18 protein-coding genes and 1 pseudogene are annotated in these 18,258 nt (G+C 37.7%); 11 read left to right on the plus strand and 8 right to left on the minus strand.

Annotation, left to right across the window (positions count from 1 at the left end):
- Positions 1-127 precede the first annotated feature (127 nt).
- On the minus strand, positions 128-1,552 hold the full coding sequence (locus tag FHK88_RS02525) for a lytic murein transglycosylase (RefSeq protein ID WP_227429218.1): 1,425 nt from the start codon (positions 1,550-1,552) through the stop codon (positions 128-130).
- 695 nt (positions 1,553-2,247) lie between these two features.
- Entirely contained in the window at positions 2,248-3,162 is a 915-nt protein-coding gene (locus FHK88_RS02530) for a muramidase family protein (protein WP_227429219.1), read from the minus strand.
- Between the two features lie 660 nt (positions 3,163-3,822).
- Here FHK88_RS02530 and FHK88_RS02535 point away from each other — a divergent pair.
- Positions 3,823-4,506: a response regulator gene (locus tag FHK88_RS02535; protein WP_227429220.1), complete on the plus strand. Its 684-nt coding sequence runs from the start codon at positions 3,823-3,825 to the stop codon at positions 4,504-4,506.
- 38 nt (positions 4,507-4,544) lie between these two features.
- On the plus strand, positions 4,545-6,650 hold the full coding sequence (locus FHK88_RS02540) for a hybrid sensor histidine kinase/response regulator (RefSeq protein WP_227429221.1): 2,106 nt from the start codon (positions 4,545-4,547) through the stop codon (positions 6,648-6,650).
- A 114-nt stretch (positions 6,651-6,764) separates the two neighbouring features.
- On the opposite strand, the gene FHK88_RS02545 is transcribed toward FHK88_RS02540, so the two are convergent.
- Positions 6,765-7,679 (minus strand): class I SAM-dependent methyltransferase, encoded by a 915-nt coding sequence (locus FHK88_RS02545; protein WP_227429222.1) that lies wholly within the window; start codon positions 7,677-7,679, stop codon positions 6,765-6,767.
- Positions 7,680-7,714: 35 nt separating this feature from the next.
- On the opposite strand from FHK88_RS02545, the pseudogene FHK88_RS02550 reads away from it, so the two are divergent.
- A pseudogene (locus FHK88_RS02550) lies at positions 7,715-7,915 on the plus strand (Appr-1-p processing protein); the annotation flags it as partial.
- Between the two features lie 66 nt (positions 7,916-7,981).
- Here FHK88_RS02550 and FHK88_RS02555 read toward each other — a convergent pair.
- The 3 genes from FHK88_RS02555 to msrA all read right to left on the minus strand — a co-directional run bounded on the left by FHK88_RS02555 (position 7,982) and on the right by msrA (position 10,844).
- Complete coding sequence (locus FHK88_RS02555; RefSeq protein WP_227429223.1) at positions 7,982-9,520, minus strand: methyltransferase regulatory domain-containing protein; 1,539 nt, start codon at positions 9,518-9,520, stop codon at positions 7,982-7,984.
- Between the two features lie 62 nt (positions 9,521-9,582).
- On the minus strand, positions 9,583-10,281 hold the full coding sequence (locus FHK88_RS02560; protein WP_227429224.1) for a thiopurine S-methyltransferase: 699 nt from the start codon (positions 10,279-10,281) through the stop codon (positions 9,583-9,585).
- A gap of 44 nt (positions 10,282-10,325) precedes the next feature.
- Positions 10,326-10,844, minus strand: a complete 519-nt coding sequence (gene msrA, locus FHK88_RS02565) for a peptide-methionine (S)-S-oxide reductase MsrA (protein ID WP_227429225.1) — start codon at positions 10,842-10,844, stop codon at positions 10,326-10,328.
- A 119-nt stretch (positions 10,845-10,963) separates the two neighbouring features.
- Between msrA and FHK88_RS02570 the strand changes: the two genes are divergently transcribed.
- The 5 genes from FHK88_RS02570 (at position 10,964) to FHK88_RS02590 (ending at position 13,351) form a co-directional block, all read left to right on the plus strand.
- Positions 10,964-11,251 (plus strand): nucleotidyltransferase family protein, encoded by a 288-nt coding sequence (locus tag FHK88_RS02570; protein WP_227429226.1) that lies wholly within the window; start codon positions 10,964-10,966, stop codon positions 11,249-11,251.
- Between the two features lie 37 nt (positions 11,252-11,288).
- The gene (locus FHK88_RS02575) at positions 11,289-11,648 is read left to right on the plus strand and encodes a DUF86 domain-containing protein (protein ID WP_227429227.1); all 360 of its coding nucleotides are present in this window, start codon (positions 11,289-11,291) and stop codon (positions 11,646-11,648) included.
- Entirely contained in the window at positions 11,641-12,420 is a 780-nt protein-coding gene (gene cmoA / locus FHK88_RS02580; protein ID WP_227429228.1) for a carboxy-S-adenosyl-L-methionine synthase CmoA, read from the plus strand. The genes FHK88_RS02575 and cmoA overlap by 8 nt, the downstream gene beginning before the upstream one ends.
- A gap of 239 nt (positions 12,421-12,659) precedes the next feature.
- The gene (locus tag FHK88_RS02585; RefSeq protein WP_227429229.1) at positions 12,660-12,926 is read left to right on the plus strand and encodes a FitA-like ribbon-helix-helix domain-containing protein; all 267 of its coding nucleotides are present in this window, start codon (positions 12,660-12,662) and stop codon (positions 12,924-12,926) included.
- Positions 12,926-13,351, plus strand: a complete 426-nt coding sequence (locus FHK88_RS02590) for a type II toxin-antitoxin system VapC family toxin (protein WP_227429230.1) — start codon at positions 12,926-12,928, stop codon at positions 13,349-13,351. The genes FHK88_RS02585 and FHK88_RS02590 overlap by 1 nt, the downstream gene beginning before the upstream one ends.
- Here the strand turns inward: FHK88_RS02590 and FHK88_RS02595 are convergent.
- Entirely contained in the window at positions 13,348-14,085 is a 738-nt protein-coding gene (locus tag FHK88_RS02595) for an SDR family NAD(P)-dependent oxidoreductase (RefSeq protein WP_227429231.1), read from the minus strand. The two genes, FHK88_RS02590 and FHK88_RS02595, sit on opposite strands and share 4 nt — an antisense overlap.
- Before the next feature lie 137 nt (positions 14,086-14,222).
- Between FHK88_RS02595 and FHK88_RS02600 the strand changes: the two genes are divergently transcribed.
- The gene (locus FHK88_RS02600; protein WP_227429232.1) at positions 14,223-14,693 is read left to right on the plus strand and encodes a winged helix-turn-helix transcriptional regulator; all 471 of its coding nucleotides are present in this window, start codon (positions 14,223-14,225) and stop codon (positions 14,691-14,693) included.
- Positions 14,674-15,744: a tRNA 5-methoxyuridine(34)/uridine 5-oxyacetic acid(34) synthase CmoB gene (gene cmoB, locus FHK88_RS02605; protein ID WP_227429233.1), complete on the plus strand. Its 1,071-nt coding sequence runs from the start codon at positions 14,674-14,676 to the stop codon at positions 15,742-15,744. Before FHK88_RS02600 ends, cmoB begins: the two co-directional genes overlap by 20 nt.
- 119 nt (positions 15,745-15,863) lie before the next feature.
- Here the strand turns inward: cmoB and FHK88_RS02610 are convergent, their stop codons facing one another.
- On the minus strand, positions 15,864-16,082 hold the full coding sequence (locus tag FHK88_RS02610; RefSeq protein WP_227429234.1) for a DUF2788 domain-containing protein: 219 nt from the start codon (positions 16,080-16,082) through the stop codon (positions 15,864-15,866).
- A gap of 282 nt (positions 16,083-16,364) precedes the next feature.
- On the opposite strand from FHK88_RS02610, the gene argS reads away from it, so the two are divergent.
- Positions 16,365-18,197, plus strand: a complete 1,833-nt coding sequence (argS, locus tag FHK88_RS02615) for an arginine--tRNA ligase (RefSeq protein WP_227429235.1) — start codon at positions 16,365-16,367, stop codon at positions 18,195-18,197.
- The last annotated feature ends 61 nt before the right edge of the window (positions 18,198-18,258 follow it).

The following is an 18,258-nucleotide window of genomic DNA, read 5'->3' on the forward strand; positions in this document are numbered from 1 at the left end:
TGAGCTATATTTATTAAGTGTCCATATTGGATATAGATTATGAGGATAAGGGGCTGTATAAAAATATACAGCCCCTTATCTTTATTTGATATTTTATGACCTATCTATGATTGAGCGTTATTTTTTCTTAATGCCCTTTATCCACACGAACCAAGCGGATACGACCATCAGCATCAACAACCCGACGATAGCCTTGCTGTGACTCAATAAGCTGTGCCATACGGTCAGATTGGCTGGCTGGCTGGGTGTACTGTCCATATCGGGTTGGTTGTTGGAAGTTTGGTTGCCGAAGAGAACTCCTTGATGGTGCATTGTTCGTGCTTGAGTTCATGATTGCTCTATAAAACTTCTGTCCAGCTCGTCCATCTGCGGGAAATATCCCATGGCTACTTTGATATTGTTGAATCGCACTACGGGTATTATCACCAATGATGCCATCCACTGTACCAATATCATATCCTGCGTTCAATAAGGCTTGTTGAATATCTTTGGCTTGTTGACGGCTGATACCAGGGTCATCCGTTGGCCATGCCGTGATAAAGTCAGTTTTACTGCTGTCTTCACGAGTCAATAAATCAGACAGATGTGCAATGGCAAGTGCATAGTTTTCTGAAGCATTATAGGAGTAAAAAGTATCAAAATTTTTACCCACTAGAAATGCGGGACCATTCTGTCCTGCTGGCATGATAAGTGCAGCTTGTGAGAGGTCATAAGGTAGAGGACGACCATCGGCTAAGGTAAAACCTTGATTCCGCCAGTAGTTCATAGATTTTTTATTCCTACGATTACTCTCTCCCCAGTAGTTAGCTGGTTTTTTTACTTCATAACCCCACGGTTCACCACGACGATAGCCTCGTTTGACTAGAAAGTTGGCAGTTGAGGCAAGGGCATCTGGCACACTGTTGACCAAATCTCGGCGACCATCACCATCAAAGTCGACTGCTAGCTCTAAAAAGGTACTGGGCATAAATTGTGTTTGTCCAAATGCACCAGCCCATGAGCCTGTCATATCATTGGCATGAATATCACCATTTTGCACGATTTTTAGGGCATTGGCGTATTCACCTCGAAAATAAGTTTGGCGACGGTCAAAGCAAGATAGGGTTGCTAAAGAATCAAATAATGGTTTTTTCCCCAATGTTTGTCCAAAGTTAGACTCTACGCCCCAGACACCAAGTACATGTTCTGGTTTGACACCATAACGTGCTTCAATACGGCGTAAGGTATCTGCCCATTGGTGTTTTGCTCGAATACCATCATCAACCCGCTCTTTATCGACTAAGGCAGATAGATAATCCCAAACATCCTTTTGAAACTCGGGTTGGTAATTGAGCGATTGGATGACACTAGGGTCAGGTTGGTTTGGGCGATATTGCTCAAAAGTGTAGTTTGATATACCTCTGAATTTACTGGAGTTTTTTAAGCTATTGAGGCATTGTTGCAATTGAGCATTAGATAGCTCGGGGGCAGGTGGCTTATTTGCATAGGCTGTGTTGGCTATTAGTGATAACCCAATTGTTGTAAAGGCGAGAGGCAGGGAGAAGTACTTCATGTAATGAGTATCCTTGGTAAATCAAATGAGATAATGGGGGTGTCAATGCACTTTAAACATATTCTTATATTTAAAATGTTATATCAGTAAGATTAACCAAATTCACTCATAAATAAAAGACTTATGTTGATATGGTTACGAGAACCAGACATGTATTATGGTCATTGAATCAATATCACATTATTATTTGTTCACTTTACTGATTACATTAGAGTTGGCTTGCTACTTATTTCCTTACTATTATATTATTGCGAGGATATTATGAATCCAAGCAAATATTAAAAAATAATTAATTTTATATAAATAGTTTTTAATTGTTTTTTAGTAGCTATTTCAGAAAAGAAATATGTTGCAAAGCAAAAATTAGATGATAATAGTGGAAGTTTGTTTATAATTTTTTATATATTTAAAAAGTATATCTGCTATTTTATTTAAACTTAAATTTTTGATGTGTGAGTGTTAAAGAATACGGTCTATATCAGAATTTTATATATTTTTATCTAGGTAATTACATTGGTATTTTTAGAATATTTTACTGACTAAAGTTGATTTTATTTTTAAGAGTATCATCTCAAGCTATAGAGATATAGCTTGAGATGATAAAGAGTCAAACCTTTATTATTGATGGTGGCATTGATTAATATATAGGGTTTATTGAATGTTTAACAGAGCCTATTTTATTTTTGATTCTTGTATCAATAGTTTTCGTTATTGCTATTAACGATTTCTATGCGCTGTGTTGATGCAGATGCAGGAATTTTCAGCCTTTGACCAATAAATAGGTAGTCATAATGATTGATGTTATTTAGATCTGCCAACTCCTTAACGTTAATATTGTATCTTTGAGCTAGTTTTATTAAAGAATCCCCTGATTTAACAGTATATATTGAAGGTGCTCTACTTGCTGAGCTTGTATGGACTGCGGGTTTATTTGCAGGGCTTGGTACACAACGGCATATTTGATTATCAGTAGGTATGGTTAACCATTGCCCAAAATATAAAGTATCATTGATTCTCATATTATTAGCTTGAGCCAGTTGCTGTGTAGATATACCGTATTGTCTGGCAATTTTAGATAAGTTATCTCCATATGCGACTTTGTATTTTTGTCCTGAGCTTTCTCTGGGTGTATTGACTTTTGGCGTGATATTTGAGTTTGTATTTTGCTCTGAGCGAGAACTGCTCTTTGTCTTGGTGCTTGCTGTTGTTGTACGGCTATTGGACATGTTGGTTGTGCTGAGTTGGGGAACGGTTAAGCGTTGACCAATATTTAACAATGAATTTGATGGGATATTATTCATTTGAGCAAGCTGACTGACTTCAATATTATATTTTTGAGCAACTCTAGTTAAGCTGTCACCGGGCTTGACAATATATTGGCTACTGTCTTCTCTATCGGGTATATGGAGAATGTCATTAACTTTTAGCTCAAGTACTTTTAGACCGTTGGCATTAATAATGGCAGTTTGTGATACACCATAATGTCTGGCAATACCACTTAGTGTTTCATTTCTCTCAACAATGTGTTGTGTAGCAGCATATAGTTGACTACTACAGCTAGCTATTAACAAAATATTAAGCCCTAATACTCTGAAAAATATTTTACGCATATCTTTAACCTTCTATTTATTGAAAATAATACCATAGATAGTGTTCATAGCCTTGTGTCAACATTCGAGTTGTCCTATATGTCGCCCTAGTCTCATAAAATTGTCATAATATCTTCATATATTGGTTGAACAACAAAAGTTTTATACTTTTCTTTAATATCACTTTTCTTGAATGTCTCTATGATAACTATGCCTATGGTTTATTTTGCTGGTATTTGTTTTCCTGTCATTAAATATATACTTTTAATAGGAGTATATATTTTTGATGGTAGTTGAATCTGTTTTGCTTGTTCCAATGTAATATTAATTTTTTTAAGGCTTCATCCCTTATATTTTTTTGGGGTTGAGTAAATTGCTGTTGTTAAGTAAATTTATTATAAGTTTTTATTATGAAAAATTATAATATCGCTGATTATAAAAAATTATACTTGTGGAACTGGTAGAATAATATTAAAGTTAATTAAATGGTTTTCTTTAATATATTAAGAGTAGATAGGCACTCTGTTTTTCTAGAATCGTTACTCCTTTATAGTATAGATAGATAGAAGAGTCTTGATAATGGTATAAATGTACTAAATTACAATGATTGAAGTTAAAGCTTATTGAGCCCACCATTATTTGTGTGGGTAATAACCATAAAAATTACAGGAAATTGCTCTTATGTTACATAAAGATGTATCACTACTTCATGATAAAGGGTGCATATTGTTGATTGATGACCATGAGCTATTTCGGGCGGGGTTACGTCTTATTTTACAAGCACAGCTAGATGCAACAATTATTGAAGTAGAAAAAATTAGTGATGTCATGATGGTAAAACAGCCAGTTGATGTGATTTTGTTAGATATCTGTCTGCCAGGATTAAATGGTATTGATGGTATGGCAATTTTACAAAAACGCTGGCCACAGGCTCGGATTATGTTACTGTCAGCACTAAGTCATCATCATGAAATCAATACTGCTCTTGAGTTGGGGGCGAGTTGTTTTGTCAATAAGAACTCAGCACCACAAGTGATATGCAATGCTGTCAAGAGCTTGTTAGAGCAACGTTTTGTTAGTCAGCAAAGTATGCTTGAGATGAAGGATACTGAAGTTGTGACGCACTCAAAGCCTATTTTGAGTGCACGTTTGCTTGAGATTCTGGCACTTATCGCTGAAGGAGAAAGTAATAAGGTAATTGCAGCTAGGCTACATCTAAGTGAGCATACGGTCCGTAACCACATTGTTACGCTAATGAAGCACTTTGAAGTGAGCAATCGGACGCAGATTATTTTGGCTGCGCAGCGAACAGGCTATCTTGAAGTACCATCACAGTCATTTTCTAAATTTCAACATGATGATTAGCGCTTTATTATAGGTTATGAATAAGATAAGGGGCTGTTATGAAGTTCATGGATGACATTGATGTACTCAAGGCACAACTGTGTGATGATAATAAGTCTGAGCAAGTGCTGGCAGAGCAGATTAGGTTGATACGTCGTTATGCACCTTTTGCTATTGCGGGTACTATTTTTACTGGTCTGTGCTTTTTCTTTATAGCATCTAACCCTGTTAATTTAACTATAAATCAAAAAATACTAAATATTGCTTGGGTTATTCATCATACTATTACGACATTGACTTGTTGGTTATGTTGGTATCAGATTCTCAAACACTCTAATAATATTCAGCTTAATTTTCTAAAATGTATCTTTGTCATTTTGTCATTCGTGTTGATATTCATGGGGGCATTAAGTTTTTTAATCCTGTTATTTGTTTGGCATTATTACTACTTAGAGACGATAGAGCAAATTTTGGTAGGCGTATGGGTAGTATTTTATGCGTGGCTTGTTGGTCTATGCTGGATTAGCTGGAAAAAAGTTGAACATTTGATGTCGTCATTTTATAAGGCGGACTCTACAGTAAATGAGAGATATACTGGTCATCAGGCAGAGTATCTAGCACATTATGCATCTTATCAAGTTTTACTGATTTGTAATTGGTTGGTAGGTAGCTTATGGGCATTAGCTGTTGCAAAGGTTATTTGTACAAACATTCAGGATTATATTCAAGTGCTGGTGATAATGGTTCTGTACTTTGGACTGTTAGGTGGCGCGATTTCTAGTATAGCAATGTTTTGGCGGGCATATATTAGTTTGGTTTTACCCAGTTTGCTGACATGGGGGTTAGTACTGCTATATGTCGATAACTATCAATTAAAGGTTTTAGTTATTGTTGTCATTGCTTTGTTATTTTTAAATATATTGTTTTCCCGATTTACTTGGATTAACACTCTAAAATCTATTTTATTATATTTAGAGAACACTCGTCTTATTTCTCAGTTACGGATTAAGACTCAACAAGTTGAGCAGGCTAGCTTGGCAAAGACACGGTTTTTAGCAACAGCTAGCCATGACTTGCGTCAACCTGCACATGCACTGAGCTTGTTTATGGCAACTTTGGCAGATACAAAGCTTGATGCACAGCAACGCCAGATTGTGGAGTATGCACAGACTGCCAGTCAGTCGAGTCGAGAGATGCTTAATGCTATTTTGGACTATACACATCTGGAAGCAGGAGAGATGAAGCCACATATTGTGGTTACAGAGCTTGATAGTTTGATTCAAAGTTTGGTTGATGAGTTTGCCATGCAGGCACGATCCAAACAGTTGACGCTACATTATCAGGGTACAGATGTGTGGGTTATGACGGACCCAGCCATGTTGTCATTAATTTTAAGAAACTTTATTAGCAATGCCATCCGTTATACCGACCAAGGTAGCATTGAAGTTTTGGTTGAACAGATTCCTGTAGACTCAAAAATGTCAATACTTTTGCCTAGTTGTCGAATTAGTGTGTGTGACTCTGGTAGTGGTTTGACTCAAGAAGAAATAGAGCATGTGTTTGATTCTTTTTATCAGTTAGAGCGTAATAAGAAAAGTAACCAAGGGCTTGGTCTGGGTTTAGCAATTGTGAAAGGTATGGCGCAGTTGCTGGATATTAAAATTGATGTACAGTCTGAGTTAGGTCAGGGTTCTAAGTTTTCAGTAAGTCTGCCTATCTGTACGGAGACCCATAATTCAGATGCGTCTTATGACACGGTTAATAACTGTTTAGTTGGTGTTAAGTTGCTATTGGTTGATAATGATGAGACTGTATTGATATCAATGCAGATGTTATTAGAAATATGGGGATGTCAAGTAGCAGTTGCACAGACATTGGAAGAAGCACTGGATATTTTTAGAAGCCATCGCCCCTCTATTGTCATTACTGATTTTCGCTTGGCTCAGTCTGTAACAGGAGGTGATGTTATAACAGCAATTACAGACTTACATAAAATGGAGTCAACACAGACTGATGAAAAGGTGCATTTCATTATTTTAACAGCAGATACCAGACCTGAGATTATCACAAAAACACAAAAAATTAATTCGGAGGTATTACATAAGCCTATTGACCCTAAGGTATTACAATATAAGTTGCAAGAGATTGTTAGTAGGGACTGTTAGTAGGAACTGTTGAACACTCATCACTCCGTCAAGCTAATATGTACGAGGGTTAAGCCTCTATTCACTGTTTAAAAATTGCCTAAGCCTTATAAAAAATAAAAGTGTTGGCATGTATCAGGTTTTTTTTGTCTTTTTAAACTGTAACCAGCAAATACCAGGAAACCAATTACTAATAAAGGGGAGGTGTTTTTTGGCAGTCTGTACAAACCAGCGTAATACCCGCAATCTACGTGGATATAAAAAGGTAACATTATTGATAGTGATAGGATAGCCAATCCATTTCGATAAGGTTGGCTCAAGCTCATCACGATAAATACCCCAAGGCATCGGTGGAGTGCGATAATACGGCGTTTTCATCCAGCCTTTTTCACTGATGCTTTTTTGCGAAAAATAGACGTTCAAATAATCAAACATCAATTTTGCCCCTGCAAATCGCTGTGCCATCGCATGAAATAAGGGACGCAACTGCTCAGGGGTAAAATACATAAACAACCCTTGTGCAGTAATAAATACAGGACGACCCTCAGGCACATCATCAAACCAACTGCTATCTAATACACTTTTGCTAATATGGCGGTGCTGGTCATCAGGGGTAATAAACCGTTCACGCATAGCAATGGCATCAGGTAAGTCAACCGATAGCCACAATACGCTATCAGGGGATTTGATACGAAAGCGTTGAGTTTCTAATCCTTCACCAAGATTGACAATCACCGCATTGGGGTTTTTGTGGATAAACTTTCGTACGTGTTTATCAAAAAGCTGTGAGCGGACGCCATGAGAGCCATCAGGTTTACCAAATGAACGCTGATAATCATAGTCAATGGCTTGATAGATACTGATACATTTGGGGTCTTCAATACAGCCATCGCTACGCATCGCTTCACTGGCACGATTATGCAATGTCCAAAGCATGGTTTCGGGAACGTCAGTTAATGATGATTTTGTGGTTGTCGTTTCTGCTGTCATGGCTGTGCCTTTTTTATTATTTGGTAAATGATAATTATTATTGTCTAAAAGTATGCTCAATACCAGCGATTCTTTTTTAAAAACAGCACTGGCGTTCAAAATCACAAATGGTTTGGATTGAGGAAGGATTACAGGATTTGTGTCAATTTATTATTATCAATCAGGTCAAGTCCATTGCCATTCCTGCATTAGGGGCAGGTAATGGTGGACTTGATTGGCAAGCAGTCAAGCCAAAAATTGAACAAGCATTGGCTGATTTAGATAACATTGATATTGTTATTTATGAGCCAATCTAAAAGCCTATATTTATAATTCAAAGTGAGTACTGTTGGTTATAAATACAAGCTCTAAATCATATCGCTTTAATCTGTGATGATTTGTAAACGCTTGGCAAGTGGTAACGTATTACTGATAAAGTTAGTTGCCATATTGTTCAATTCAGCTAAATTTTCTTCTTCAGTTTGTAAATCTTTTCCTTTTTTTACAAGATGCTTACTTTGTTGTGTTAATACCTGCCATGCCACCTCTGCTAATTGTGTACTTGATTTCTTACCTTGTTGGTAGGTATGTAAAAAAATTAAATCAAACTGACTAAAACTAAATGCGCCACCAGTTAGTGGACTGACTAATGAAGTGATGTTTTGCTCAACCAAGCTTTGTTGTAAGATGTAATGATTTAACTTTTCACAACGCTGACGGACAGTCTCAATAACTTGCTCATCTTGTACCAAGATAATATTATTTTTTGCTTTTAAAAATGATAATGCTTCAAACAACTGTGATTGTTTAATGCTATCAGGCAGTGCTTGTTCAATATCTGCAACTTGATGGATTTTATAATCAGCTAAAATATCCAAAATAGGCTCATAAATATTTGGTAAAAGCTCAATTGTACCAATATTGCCTTCAATATTTAGGGTAATATCTTGACGATTAGATATCATTAAAAAGCGTAAGTTTTGCCATGTTTTTTCTAGTTTTGCAGTCGAAATATTGCGAGCCCCTTTGACCCAAAAATCTTGTCGAAACTGAGTGTTACGCATATAGTCTTTGACAGACTGAATAAACATTGGGTCATCTAAACTGTTAAGAAAGTCTAGTTGCTCATCAGTAAAATTACTGTGTGGAAAATCTTCTAAGACATTAGGTGAGCAAGCAAACGTAGCTTTAGTGGGAGATAACCAGTCACTAAGCTCTGAAAAATACATGGGTTGCCAGTCGGAATTAAAGTATTCATGAGCTAAATAATTACGGTCTTGTGTTTGCATTTGCTCAATTTTTTGTGGAATAAGTGGTGATTGTTGAACTAATGGTTGACAGATATTAAGCAAGTTTTGGGTAAAGTCCATTGAGGCTTGTACCCGTTTTTTCATATTTTGTCCACGGCTACCAAGCATGTGGTCGTGTTGATTGAGCATGTGTCGAATGGGAGCAGTAGCAGACCAGCCAGGTAGGGTGTTATAACTAATATATAACACGCCACCAACTTTAAGTTTGCGACGTAAAAAGTCAGTAATGATGTGGCGATTATCATCTGATATCCAAGACCAGATACCGTGTAGCCCAATAAAATCAAAATCGGGCAAATCACTACGACTGCAAAACTCACTAAAGGACTCATCAGAAATATGGATATCACTATCTGTTATATCGGCAATCTCTTGTGCAAAACTGGCGTGAGCAGGATTAAAGTCAGTGCCATACCATTTGATATCAGAGGCGGCTGCATGGGTATTGATGGAGATACCCTGACCAAAGCCTAATTCACATGCAGTACTAAACTTAGGTACTTCAAGCCCTGCTCTTAGAAATGGAATAATAACACTATTGGGGTTCAAATAAGGGTAGTAACCGTAAGTATAGTTAATGTCACTGATATAGCCTTCTGTCCAATCTGCCATGTTACTGCCTTTTTTTGATTAAATGTAAATACTTATAGAATAAGTAATCCTAACATCATTACTTATAGTGGTGTTAACAACCAAGTGACAAAATACCCTGACGCACCACTTGAAGTGATTTTATCGGCATATACTTTATCTAATAGTTTAATCTGATAATGCTCACCATAATAACGCTGAAGCATTTCGGGCGTGACCATAAAAGGTGGTGGTGAAACGTGTGTTTCAGGGTCTAAATCAAAGGTTAATAATAACTGTTTGGCAGAGTTGCTTAATTTGACTAACTGTTGAGTATAACGAGTTCTTAGATAATCTGGCTCATCATCAGGCAGTGCTACCAAAGCTGCCCTGTCATAAATGGCATCAATCTGCCCAATTTTCTCAGTAGGCACAGCAAAAATATCACCCTGCCAAATATCAATATTCTGCTCGGCATATTGAGCATGATAATGAGTGACTTTGCCATGTTTAGTAATATTAGGTGTCACCTCTAGCTCTTCAAACAACTGCTCAACAGCAGGCTGTGCCAACTCAATACCAACCACGTCCAAGCCTTGTTTGGCTAACCAACCAATATCCAACGTTTTGCCACATAATGGTACTAAAATACGAGAGCAGGTATGGTCGCTGTTTTGCCCAATATTTAACCCAGTATTCAATTGTAAGGTATCAAAAAACTGCATTAGCTTTGGGTTTACCTTAGGTTGATGAAAGCCAATTTGGTTGTTCTCCCAGCGATTTTGCCAAAATTCTGTATTCATAAAATTTCCTTATTAAAATAAGCTTACTTTTATCATAGTATGAACTAACGTAAATAATCAGCAAAATTTTGTCTTAACTTTGCCAACTTTGGCGGAATGGCAAACTGACAGTAGCCTTGTGTCGGGTTTTTATTAAAATAGTCTTGATGGTAATCTTCAGCCATAAAAAACTCAGGAGTAGGGGCAACTTCTGTAACCGCATTAATGCCCATGTCACGTAAATTATTGATGGTTTTCTCAATAGTAGGCTTTTGATTTTCATCAGTATAAAAAATAACAGAGCGATACTGTCTGCCAATATCATTGCCCTGACGGTTTGGTGTGGTTGGGTCGTGAATGGTAAAGAATATATTTAAAATGGTGTCAAGGGTAATGACAGACTCATCAAACTCGACCTTAATTACTTCAGCATGGTCGGTCTGCCCTGTACACACCGCTTTATAATTGGCAGTATCAGCTGTGCCACCTGCATAACCAGAAGTGACCGATTGCACACCTTTGACCGCTAAAAATACCGATTCGGTACACCAAAAACAGCCACCGCCTAAGATAATGGTTTGCATAATTTTTCCTTAATTTGTGAGTATATGCTTTTAGCTTAGCAAAGGTGGTAAATGGTGCAAGTGAGGATGTGTAATTTGTTATAATTTGCAATATTGGTCATATAACTGAGGATATAATAATGACACTTGAGGAGCTATATCCATATCGTAATGCCATTCATCAATTGGTCGCACAGTATCATCTGCAAAATCCACGTGTTTTTGGCTCAATGGCAGAGAATTGCCAAACGGCAAATAGTGATATTGATTTTTTGGTTGATGCCACAGAGCAAACGACACTATTTGATATGGGTGGTTTGCAACAAGCATTAAGTCAATTATTGTGTACTCCAGTGGATGTGGTCACACCAGAAGATTTACATATTAATTTTCGCAAGCAGGTCATATCAACCGCAAAGCCAATTTAAGGGCGTTACCATTAATAATCGTTATTAGGATATGATTATGACCTCATCTGAGCCTAGACTGTTAGATTATTTGTCTCATATTAAACAAGCCATTGATAATATTAATAATGATACCAATACACTGGATTTTATAGAATTTGAACAAAATCCAACCATTCAACGCTCAGTCATTTTTAGTTTTATTGTTATTGGCGAAGCCAGTACAAAGATTAGTCAGAAGTATCCTAGTTTTATTGAGGATAATTCACATATTGCATGGCAAGCCATGAAGGGTATGCGTAATCATCTGGCACATGGTTATTTTTCAATTAATCTTAAGGTGTTGTGGCGTACCATTATCATAGAACTTCCTACTTTAGAAACACAAATTCATACATTAATAGAGAGCCATGACTAAAAACACACCCACTCACGATACCCTTTTTACCACACCTTTAGATAAAGTCGCTCGCTTTTCTTTTGATGAAAAAGTGGTGGCATGCTTTCCTGATATGATACGCCGTAGTGTGCCAGGCTACGGGCAGGTATTGGCGATGTTGCCGATTTTTGCTCGCCGTCATTGTCAATTTCGCCAAAGTAATGATAAGGGTGAGCGTATTAGCCGAATTTATGATCTGGGCTGTTCGCTGGGTGGGGCAAGTATGGCTCTGCTTAATAAGCAGGCAGGTGGATTTGATGCCTCAGAGGTGCAAATTAAAGCGGTGGATATTTCCCCTGCAATGACCCAAAAAGCCAGTGAAGTGTTAGTAGAAAATTACCCTGATTATGATATTGAGGTTATCACTGCTGATATTCGTGAGGTTGAGCTTGAGCCATGTGATATGGTGGTACTAAATTTAACCTTGCAGTTTTTACCAGTTGCCGACCGTGTGGCGGTATTACAAAAAATTTATCAGGCATTAACGGCAGGTGGGATTTTATTATTAACCGAAAAAATTCATGTTAATGATGAGCAAGATGAGGCATGGTTGGTTGAGCGTTATTATGATTTTAAACGGGCAAATGGTTATAGTGAGATGGAAATTAGCGGTAAACGTAATGCCCTAGAAAATGTATTAATTACTGATACCTTAGATGAACATCATCAGCGGTTAAAGTCAGTTGGGTTTGAGCGAAGTTTGACGTGGTTTCAGTTTTTAAATTTTGCGTCAATGATGGCGATGAAGTAGGGTTAGAAAATAAGATTAAAATTTACAAGAAGTAGCTAACTATTATTATGACAGTTTTTTTTGATTGCTAGTTTTTGTTTTATATAGTCTGCCTAATATAAATCCACCACGGTGTTAACCTCACTTGATGTACTACTTGTACTATCTTCGTTCGGTTGCCTTGTGGTGAAATTATATTAGATTGACTATAGTATGTTAAGATTGAGACAAAATAGCTGTGAGTGTTAGGAGGAGGGGATATGGCAACATTAGTAATAGATAATCTTGATGAGGATGTGGTCGCCCGCTTTAAGGCATTGGCAGATGAACAAGGGGTGAGTCTGGAGGCTTTTCAACGGCAAGTAATCATGAATGTTCTAGAAAAAAGTGACGATGCAAACGAGCGAATGGTAAATAGACCACGTAATTTGCATGAAGCATTACTTAGAATACCAAAAAGCGATGATGATGAAGACATTTTTGCTAGAGAGGACAGTATTGTGCGTGATATTGATTGGTCAGAATAATGCGTTATCTTTATGATACGAATGTAATTAGTGAGCTTAGAAAAAGAAATATGGATATAAACTTTAAACAGTTTATTGATAAAATTAATTTATCTGATGAAGTTTATATTAGTGTTATTACAATTGGTGAATTAATTAAAGGAATAGAGAAGGTCAAACATAAAAATGATTTGCAACAATTTATTATGTTACAAAATTGGTTTGATTATGACATAAAACCCTTTGTTGATAATGCTTTATTATTTGATAGAGACTGTGCCAAAGTCTGGGGGAAATTAATGGTAATTAATCCACATAATCCCATTGATAAACAACTGGTAGCCACCGCAATGGTGCATGATTTAACCCTTGTTACTCGAAATGTAAAAGACATTCAAGCAACAGGGGTTAAGTTTATTAATCCATTTGTAATCGCTCAACCCTAAACCGTTAGTCCGCCATCGACCACCAAGCGAGCATTTCGCATTGCCTCAGATTGAGATGATAATAAAAAGCACACCGCACCAGCAATATCCTCTGGCATGATAATCCGCCCTAACAAATTACTTTTTTGCTCATCACAAATGGCATTAATTTGCTCATCACTCATACCTGCCCGTTCAAACACAGAGGTAAGTGTCACCCCTGGAGCAACCATATTTACTCGAATTTTGCGTGGTTGTAATTCCACATTTAGCACACTGGCTAAGCCCTCTAATGCTGACTTTGAGGCGGTATAGACGCTGGTATTAGAAAATGCCTTTTGTGTTACAATAGAGCTTGTAAACACAATGCTACTGTTATCACTGATATAAGGTAATAATTTTTGCAAAGTGAAATAAGCACTTTTAAAATTCACCATCATCATTTTATGAAACTGCGTATCTGTGGTTTCAGCAAAGGGGACAAATTCACAAATACCTGCATTAATAAAAACGCCTTGTAGGCTTTGATGATTGGATTTGATACGTTGTGCTAAGTTATTAATCGAATCTAAGTTAATGTTATCGGCAATATAACCAGTGCAATTTTTGGGTAATTCTGCCAATGCTTGTTGCATTTTTTTATCGTGACTACCTGTAATGATAACGTGAGTATTTGGGTCGCTATTGGCTAAAAGTTTTGCGGTTGCCAGACCAATCCCAGATGTACCACCAGTAATTAAAATATTTTTCATCATATTTTCCTATTAAATGTTAGAGATTTGATTAGAGGAAAAATGAGCATAAATAGTTTGTAAAAACTTAACAAGAACGCACAACAAAGTAGGTAACTAACCCAAAGGTTTGCTATCAAAGTGGGTAGGGGCTATCGCTTATGTCAAAAATTGTAACTAAACATATCATTAAAGATGCAATCGAAACCCAATCCAGTCAGCCTAACCAAGTTGATAATCAAATTGATAACCAAATGAATAGTCAAATTGGTAATGATGAGGGCAGTCATGATGGCAATGACAAACCTTATTTACTAGCTGATGAGTGTCCCATTACCCAGTTTATGTTATTAGTCGGTGGTAAATGGAAACCGATTATTATTTGTTTATTAGTGAAACATTCCGTCATGCGATTTAGCCAGTTGCATCATGCCATTGCAGGTATTAGTGAAAAGGTATTGGCAACCCAGCTAAAAGAGCTGGAAACAGCACAACTTATTAGCCGTACCACTTATCCCCAAATTCCCCCCAAAGTAGAATATTCGTTGACCGAAAAAGGGCATAGTATCCTGCCAATTTTTCAGCAAATTGTTGTTTGGAGTGAGCAAAACCTTGACCAATTTAATCCCTAATAAAATAGCCAGTAAAGACAGTATCTTCACCGCCGAGCGTGAGCTACATTTAGCCTTATTACAGCTATCCCGTTATCACCCCATCGCCCATGAATGGTTAGCCAACCTACCAGAATGGCTAGCCACTATTAAAGATAAACGCCGTTATGCTCATGCCCCTGCTTATCTTGGTGCGGTAGAAAAACTGCCAGATTTGATAGGGCAAGGAGCGGTGACAAGCGTCGATTTCAATGCTGACGCCATCACCATTCATTCTGACTTAACCGAATCACAACATAAGCAAATTACCGCATTATTAAAACAGCTTATGCCGTGGCGAAAAGGACCTTTTCAGATTGGGAGCAATGAGCATAAAGTGTTTATTGATACTGAATGGCACAGTGATTGGAAGTGGCAACGTATCGCTCCACATATCAGCTCACTCGAGGGCAGGCGAGTGCTAGATGTGGGCGGTGGCTCTGGTTATCATGGCTGGCGAATGACTGGGGCAGGGGCAAAAATGGTGGTTATCATTGACCCTTCTTGCTTGTTTTATCATCAATTTATGGCGATACGCCACTTTATTGGTGGTTTTGATGATTATACGACCCATTTTATTCCTGTGGGTTTAGAGGCATTGCCCGCCACCACTGAACAACATGGTCAACTCTTTGATACCGTATTTTGTATGGGGGTGTTATATCATCGTCCTTCACCATTTGAGCATTTGCAACAGCTTAAAAATCAACTGCGTACAGGTGGTGAATTGGTATTAGAAACTTTAGTGGTAGAAGGCGATAAAACCACTGTTCTTGTGCCACATGACCGCTATGCGAAGATGAATAATGTATACTTTTTGCCATCTGTACCTGCATTGATTGGCTGGCTAGAAAAAGTTGGCTTTAGTGAGGTGCGTTGTGTGGATATTGATATAACGTCAATAGAGGAGCAACGAGCGACCGAGTGGATGACCTATCAATCATTAAGTGACTTTTTAGACCCGAATGATAATAGCAAAACCATTGAAGGTTATCCTGCACCCAAACGGGCGGTTTTGGTGGCGACAAAGTAGTTATTGTATGAATAAAAAATCATGTGGTAATTGTGACGGAAGCAATCATTACTTGCTACCCTCACTTTATACTACATGATTTTTATTGAGTTAACTATTTATTGAGTTAATTATAGAATCTACAGAATCCACTTTTCAAATACAAACTCTAATACCACTTTAAGCAAAAAGCCCACAAATCCTGCACCAAGTGCTACAAAAATCCAAAACGTACCTGCCTTGCCAGCGTCAGACTTTTTGGCTATGTCCCACATAATAAAGAATAAAAAGGCAATAAAGACAGGTAATAAAACATACATGCCCCATTTGGTGACAGTTTCTGCAGCGATGGCAAACATTTAGGTATCCTAATAATGATAATAAACTTGTTACTATTATAGTAATTCAGGTGCTGGTATGCCATGTGTGCAATGAAATAGTAACAAAATGACACGCCTTATTAGTCATAGATATTTTATGGTAGATAACATACTAAGATGGCAAAAATAGCCAAACCTTGCTATATTTAGCGGTTACTTAATATTTTTATTTTTCTAATTTACTATCAAAATGCCATATGTTAGCTAAGCAGTTATAAGCTTAGCCTATCATATTAGCCTTTAAAATTCGAGTTATTGATTATGTCGCAAGCACACATTGATGAAATTGCTGCTCTATTTGAGCAAGCTACTCAAACCTTAAAAGCAGAAGGTATCCTGCCCGAAGACTGGCAAAATAATAGCCAGATTAGCCGTACAAAAAATCCAGAGCATGGTGATTTTGCCAGCAATATTGCATTGGTAGCTGCAAAAGTTGCAAAAACCAATCCTCGTCAATTGGCAGAAAAAATTGTTGCTGCACTACCTGATAATGACAGTCTGCGTGAAGCACAAATTGCAGGGCCTGGGTTTATTAATGTATTTTTAAATGCGGATGCTCGTTTTGCAGTTTTAGATGAGATTTTGAGTACAAAAGCACATTTTGGATTATCAGATGAGTTTGCAGACAACAAAGTACAAGTAGAATTTGTCTCAGCCAACCCAACTTCTAGCCTGCATGTGGGGCATGGGCGTGGAGCGGCATTTGGTATGAGTGTTGCCAATTTGTTAGAGGCGGTTGGTTATGAAGTCACTCGTGAATATTATGTTAATGACGCTGGTCGGCAGATGGATATTTTAGCGACCAGTACCTATTTGCGTTATTTAGAGCTGTGTGCTGAGTCTATCGTATTTCCTGTTAATGGCTATAAAGGTGAGTATGTCAAAGACATTGCCCAAACCATTAAGACACAATATGAAGACGCCTATGTGCATCCTGTCAGTGAGATTTTTGCCAATGTACCCGACGATGCGGTGTATCAAAGTAATGAGGCAGGCGAGCAAGTCTTAGTCTCTGGTGATAAAGAAAAGCACATTGATGGACTTATTCACAATGCTAAAGCTGCCTTGGGCGAAGAAGGCTATGCCATCTTTTTAAATGCTGCACTTACCAGTATTTTAGAAGACATCAAAGATGACCTCAATGACTTTGGGGTACGTTTTGAGCAGTGGTTTAGTGAAAAGTCCATTGAGCCTGAGATTGAGCCCGTATTACAGATACTTGATGAAAAAGGCTATTTGTACGAAAAAGAGGGCAATATCTGGTTTAAATCGACTGATTTTGGTGATGAAAAAGACCGCGTAGTACGTCGTGCCAATGGTCAAACCACCTATTTTGCTTCTGACATTGCCTATCATAAAAATAAATTTGACCGTGGCTTTGATAAAGTGATTAACGTCTGGGGTGCAGACCATCATGGCTATGTACCACGTGTTAAAGCGGCACTCACTGCATTGGGTATTGATGCTGACAAACTGGACGTGATTTTGGTACAGTTTGTTGCCTTATGGCGCGGTGATGAAAAAGTACAAATGTCATCACGCTCAGGTCAGTTTGTGACCCTACGAGAGCTTCGTGAAGAGGTGGGTAATGATGCGGCACGTTTTTATTATGTGGCGCGCAAACCTGAAGTACATATTGACTTTGACCTAGAATTAGCAAAATCACAAAGTCGTGATAATGCAGTGTATTATATTCAATATGCCCATGCTCGAGTATGTAGCATTTTGGAGAAACTTGATTCACTGGGTTATGGTAGTGATGATAAGCAAGGTAAGGCACATCAAACTTTATTGACATCCGAAGTGGAAAACGAGTTAATTAAGTTATTGGCTGCCTATCCTGCCATATTAAAACGGGCGGCAATAGGTTATGACCCACATATATTGACCAATTATCTTAAAGATTTGGCAGCACTGTTCCATGGCTGGTATAACGATAATCGTATTTTACCTATCAGTCTTACTTCAGGAGATAAGCCAAGTGAAGATGAGTTGCTATTGATGCAGGCTCGCTTGCGTCTATCAAAAGCAGTGCGTCAGGTGATTGCTAATGGGCTAAGTTTGCTTGGTCTTTCTGCACCGACCAGCATGTGATACTGGCTAAAATAGATAATATTGAGTGGAATTTTTATGGAAAAATGTCCATGGATGGTAA

Source organism: Psychrobacter sp. I-STPA6b, from assembly GCF_020662265.1.
In the GTDB taxonomy this organism is placed as follows: Bacteria; Pseudomonadota; Gammaproteobacteria; order Pseudomonadales; family Moraxellaceae; genus Psychrobacter.

Bases quoted from the DNA above. Each gene is read 5' to 3' on its own strand.
- cmoA (WP_227429228.1), top strand. From the start codon at position 11,641: ATGACTAAAAACACACCCACTCACGATACCCTTTTTACCACACCTTTA.
- argS (WP_227429235.1), top strand. From the start codon at position 16,365: ATGTCGCAAGCACACATTGATGAAATTGCTGCTCTATTTGAGCAAGCT.
- FHK88_RS02585 (WP_227429229.1), top strand. From the start codon at position 12,660: ATGGCAACATTAGTAATAGATAATCTTGATGAGGATGTGGTCGCCCGC.
- FHK88_RS02525 (WP_227429218.1), bottom strand. From the start codon at position 1,552: ATGAAGTACTTCTCCCTGCCTCTCGCCTTTACAACAATTGGGTTATCA.
- FHK88_RS02535 (WP_227429220.1), top strand. From the start codon at position 3,823: ATGTTACATAAAGATGTATCACTACTTCATGATAAAGGGTGCATATTG.
- FHK88_RS02555 (WP_227429223.1), bottom strand. From the start codon at position 9,520: ATGGCAGATTGGACAGAAGGCTATATCAGTGACATTAACTATACTTAC.
- FHK88_RS02600 (WP_227429232.1), top strand. From the start codon at position 14,223: ATGTCAAAAATTGTAACTAAACATATCATTAAAGATGCAATCGAAACC.
- FHK88_RS02560 (WP_227429224.1), bottom strand. From the start codon at position 10,281: ATGAATACAGAATTTTGGCAAAATCGCTGGGAGAACAACCAAATTGGC.
- FHK88_RS02570 (WP_227429226.1), top strand. From the start codon at position 10,964: ATGACACTTGAGGAGCTATATCCATATCGTAATGCCATTCATCAATTG.
- FHK88_RS02540 (WP_227429221.1), top strand. From the start codon at position 4,545: ATGAAGTTCATGGATGACATTGATGTACTCAAGGCACAACTGTGTGAT.
- FHK88_RS02595 (WP_227429231.1), bottom strand. From the start codon at position 14,085: ATGATGAAAAATATTTTAATTACTGGTGGTACATCTGGGATTGGTCTG.
- FHK88_RS02610 (WP_227429234.1), bottom strand. From the start codon at position 16,082: ATGTTTGCCATCGCTGCAGAAACTGTCACCAAATGGGGCATGTATGTT.
- msrA (WP_227429225.1), bottom strand. From the start codon at position 10,844: ATGCAAACCATTATCTTAGGCGGTGGCTGTTTTTGGTGTACCGAATCG.
- FHK88_RS02530 (WP_227429219.1), bottom strand. From the start codon at position 3,162: ATGCGTAAAATATTTTTCAGAGTATTAGGGCTTAATATTTTGTTAATA.
- FHK88_RS02590 (WP_227429230.1), top strand. From the start codon at position 12,926: ATGCGTTATCTTTATGATACGAATGTAATTAGTGAGCTTAGAAAAAGA.
- FHK88_RS02575 (WP_227429227.1), top strand. From the start codon at position 11,289: ATGACCTCATCTGAGCCTAGACTGTTAGATTATTTGTCTCATATTAAA.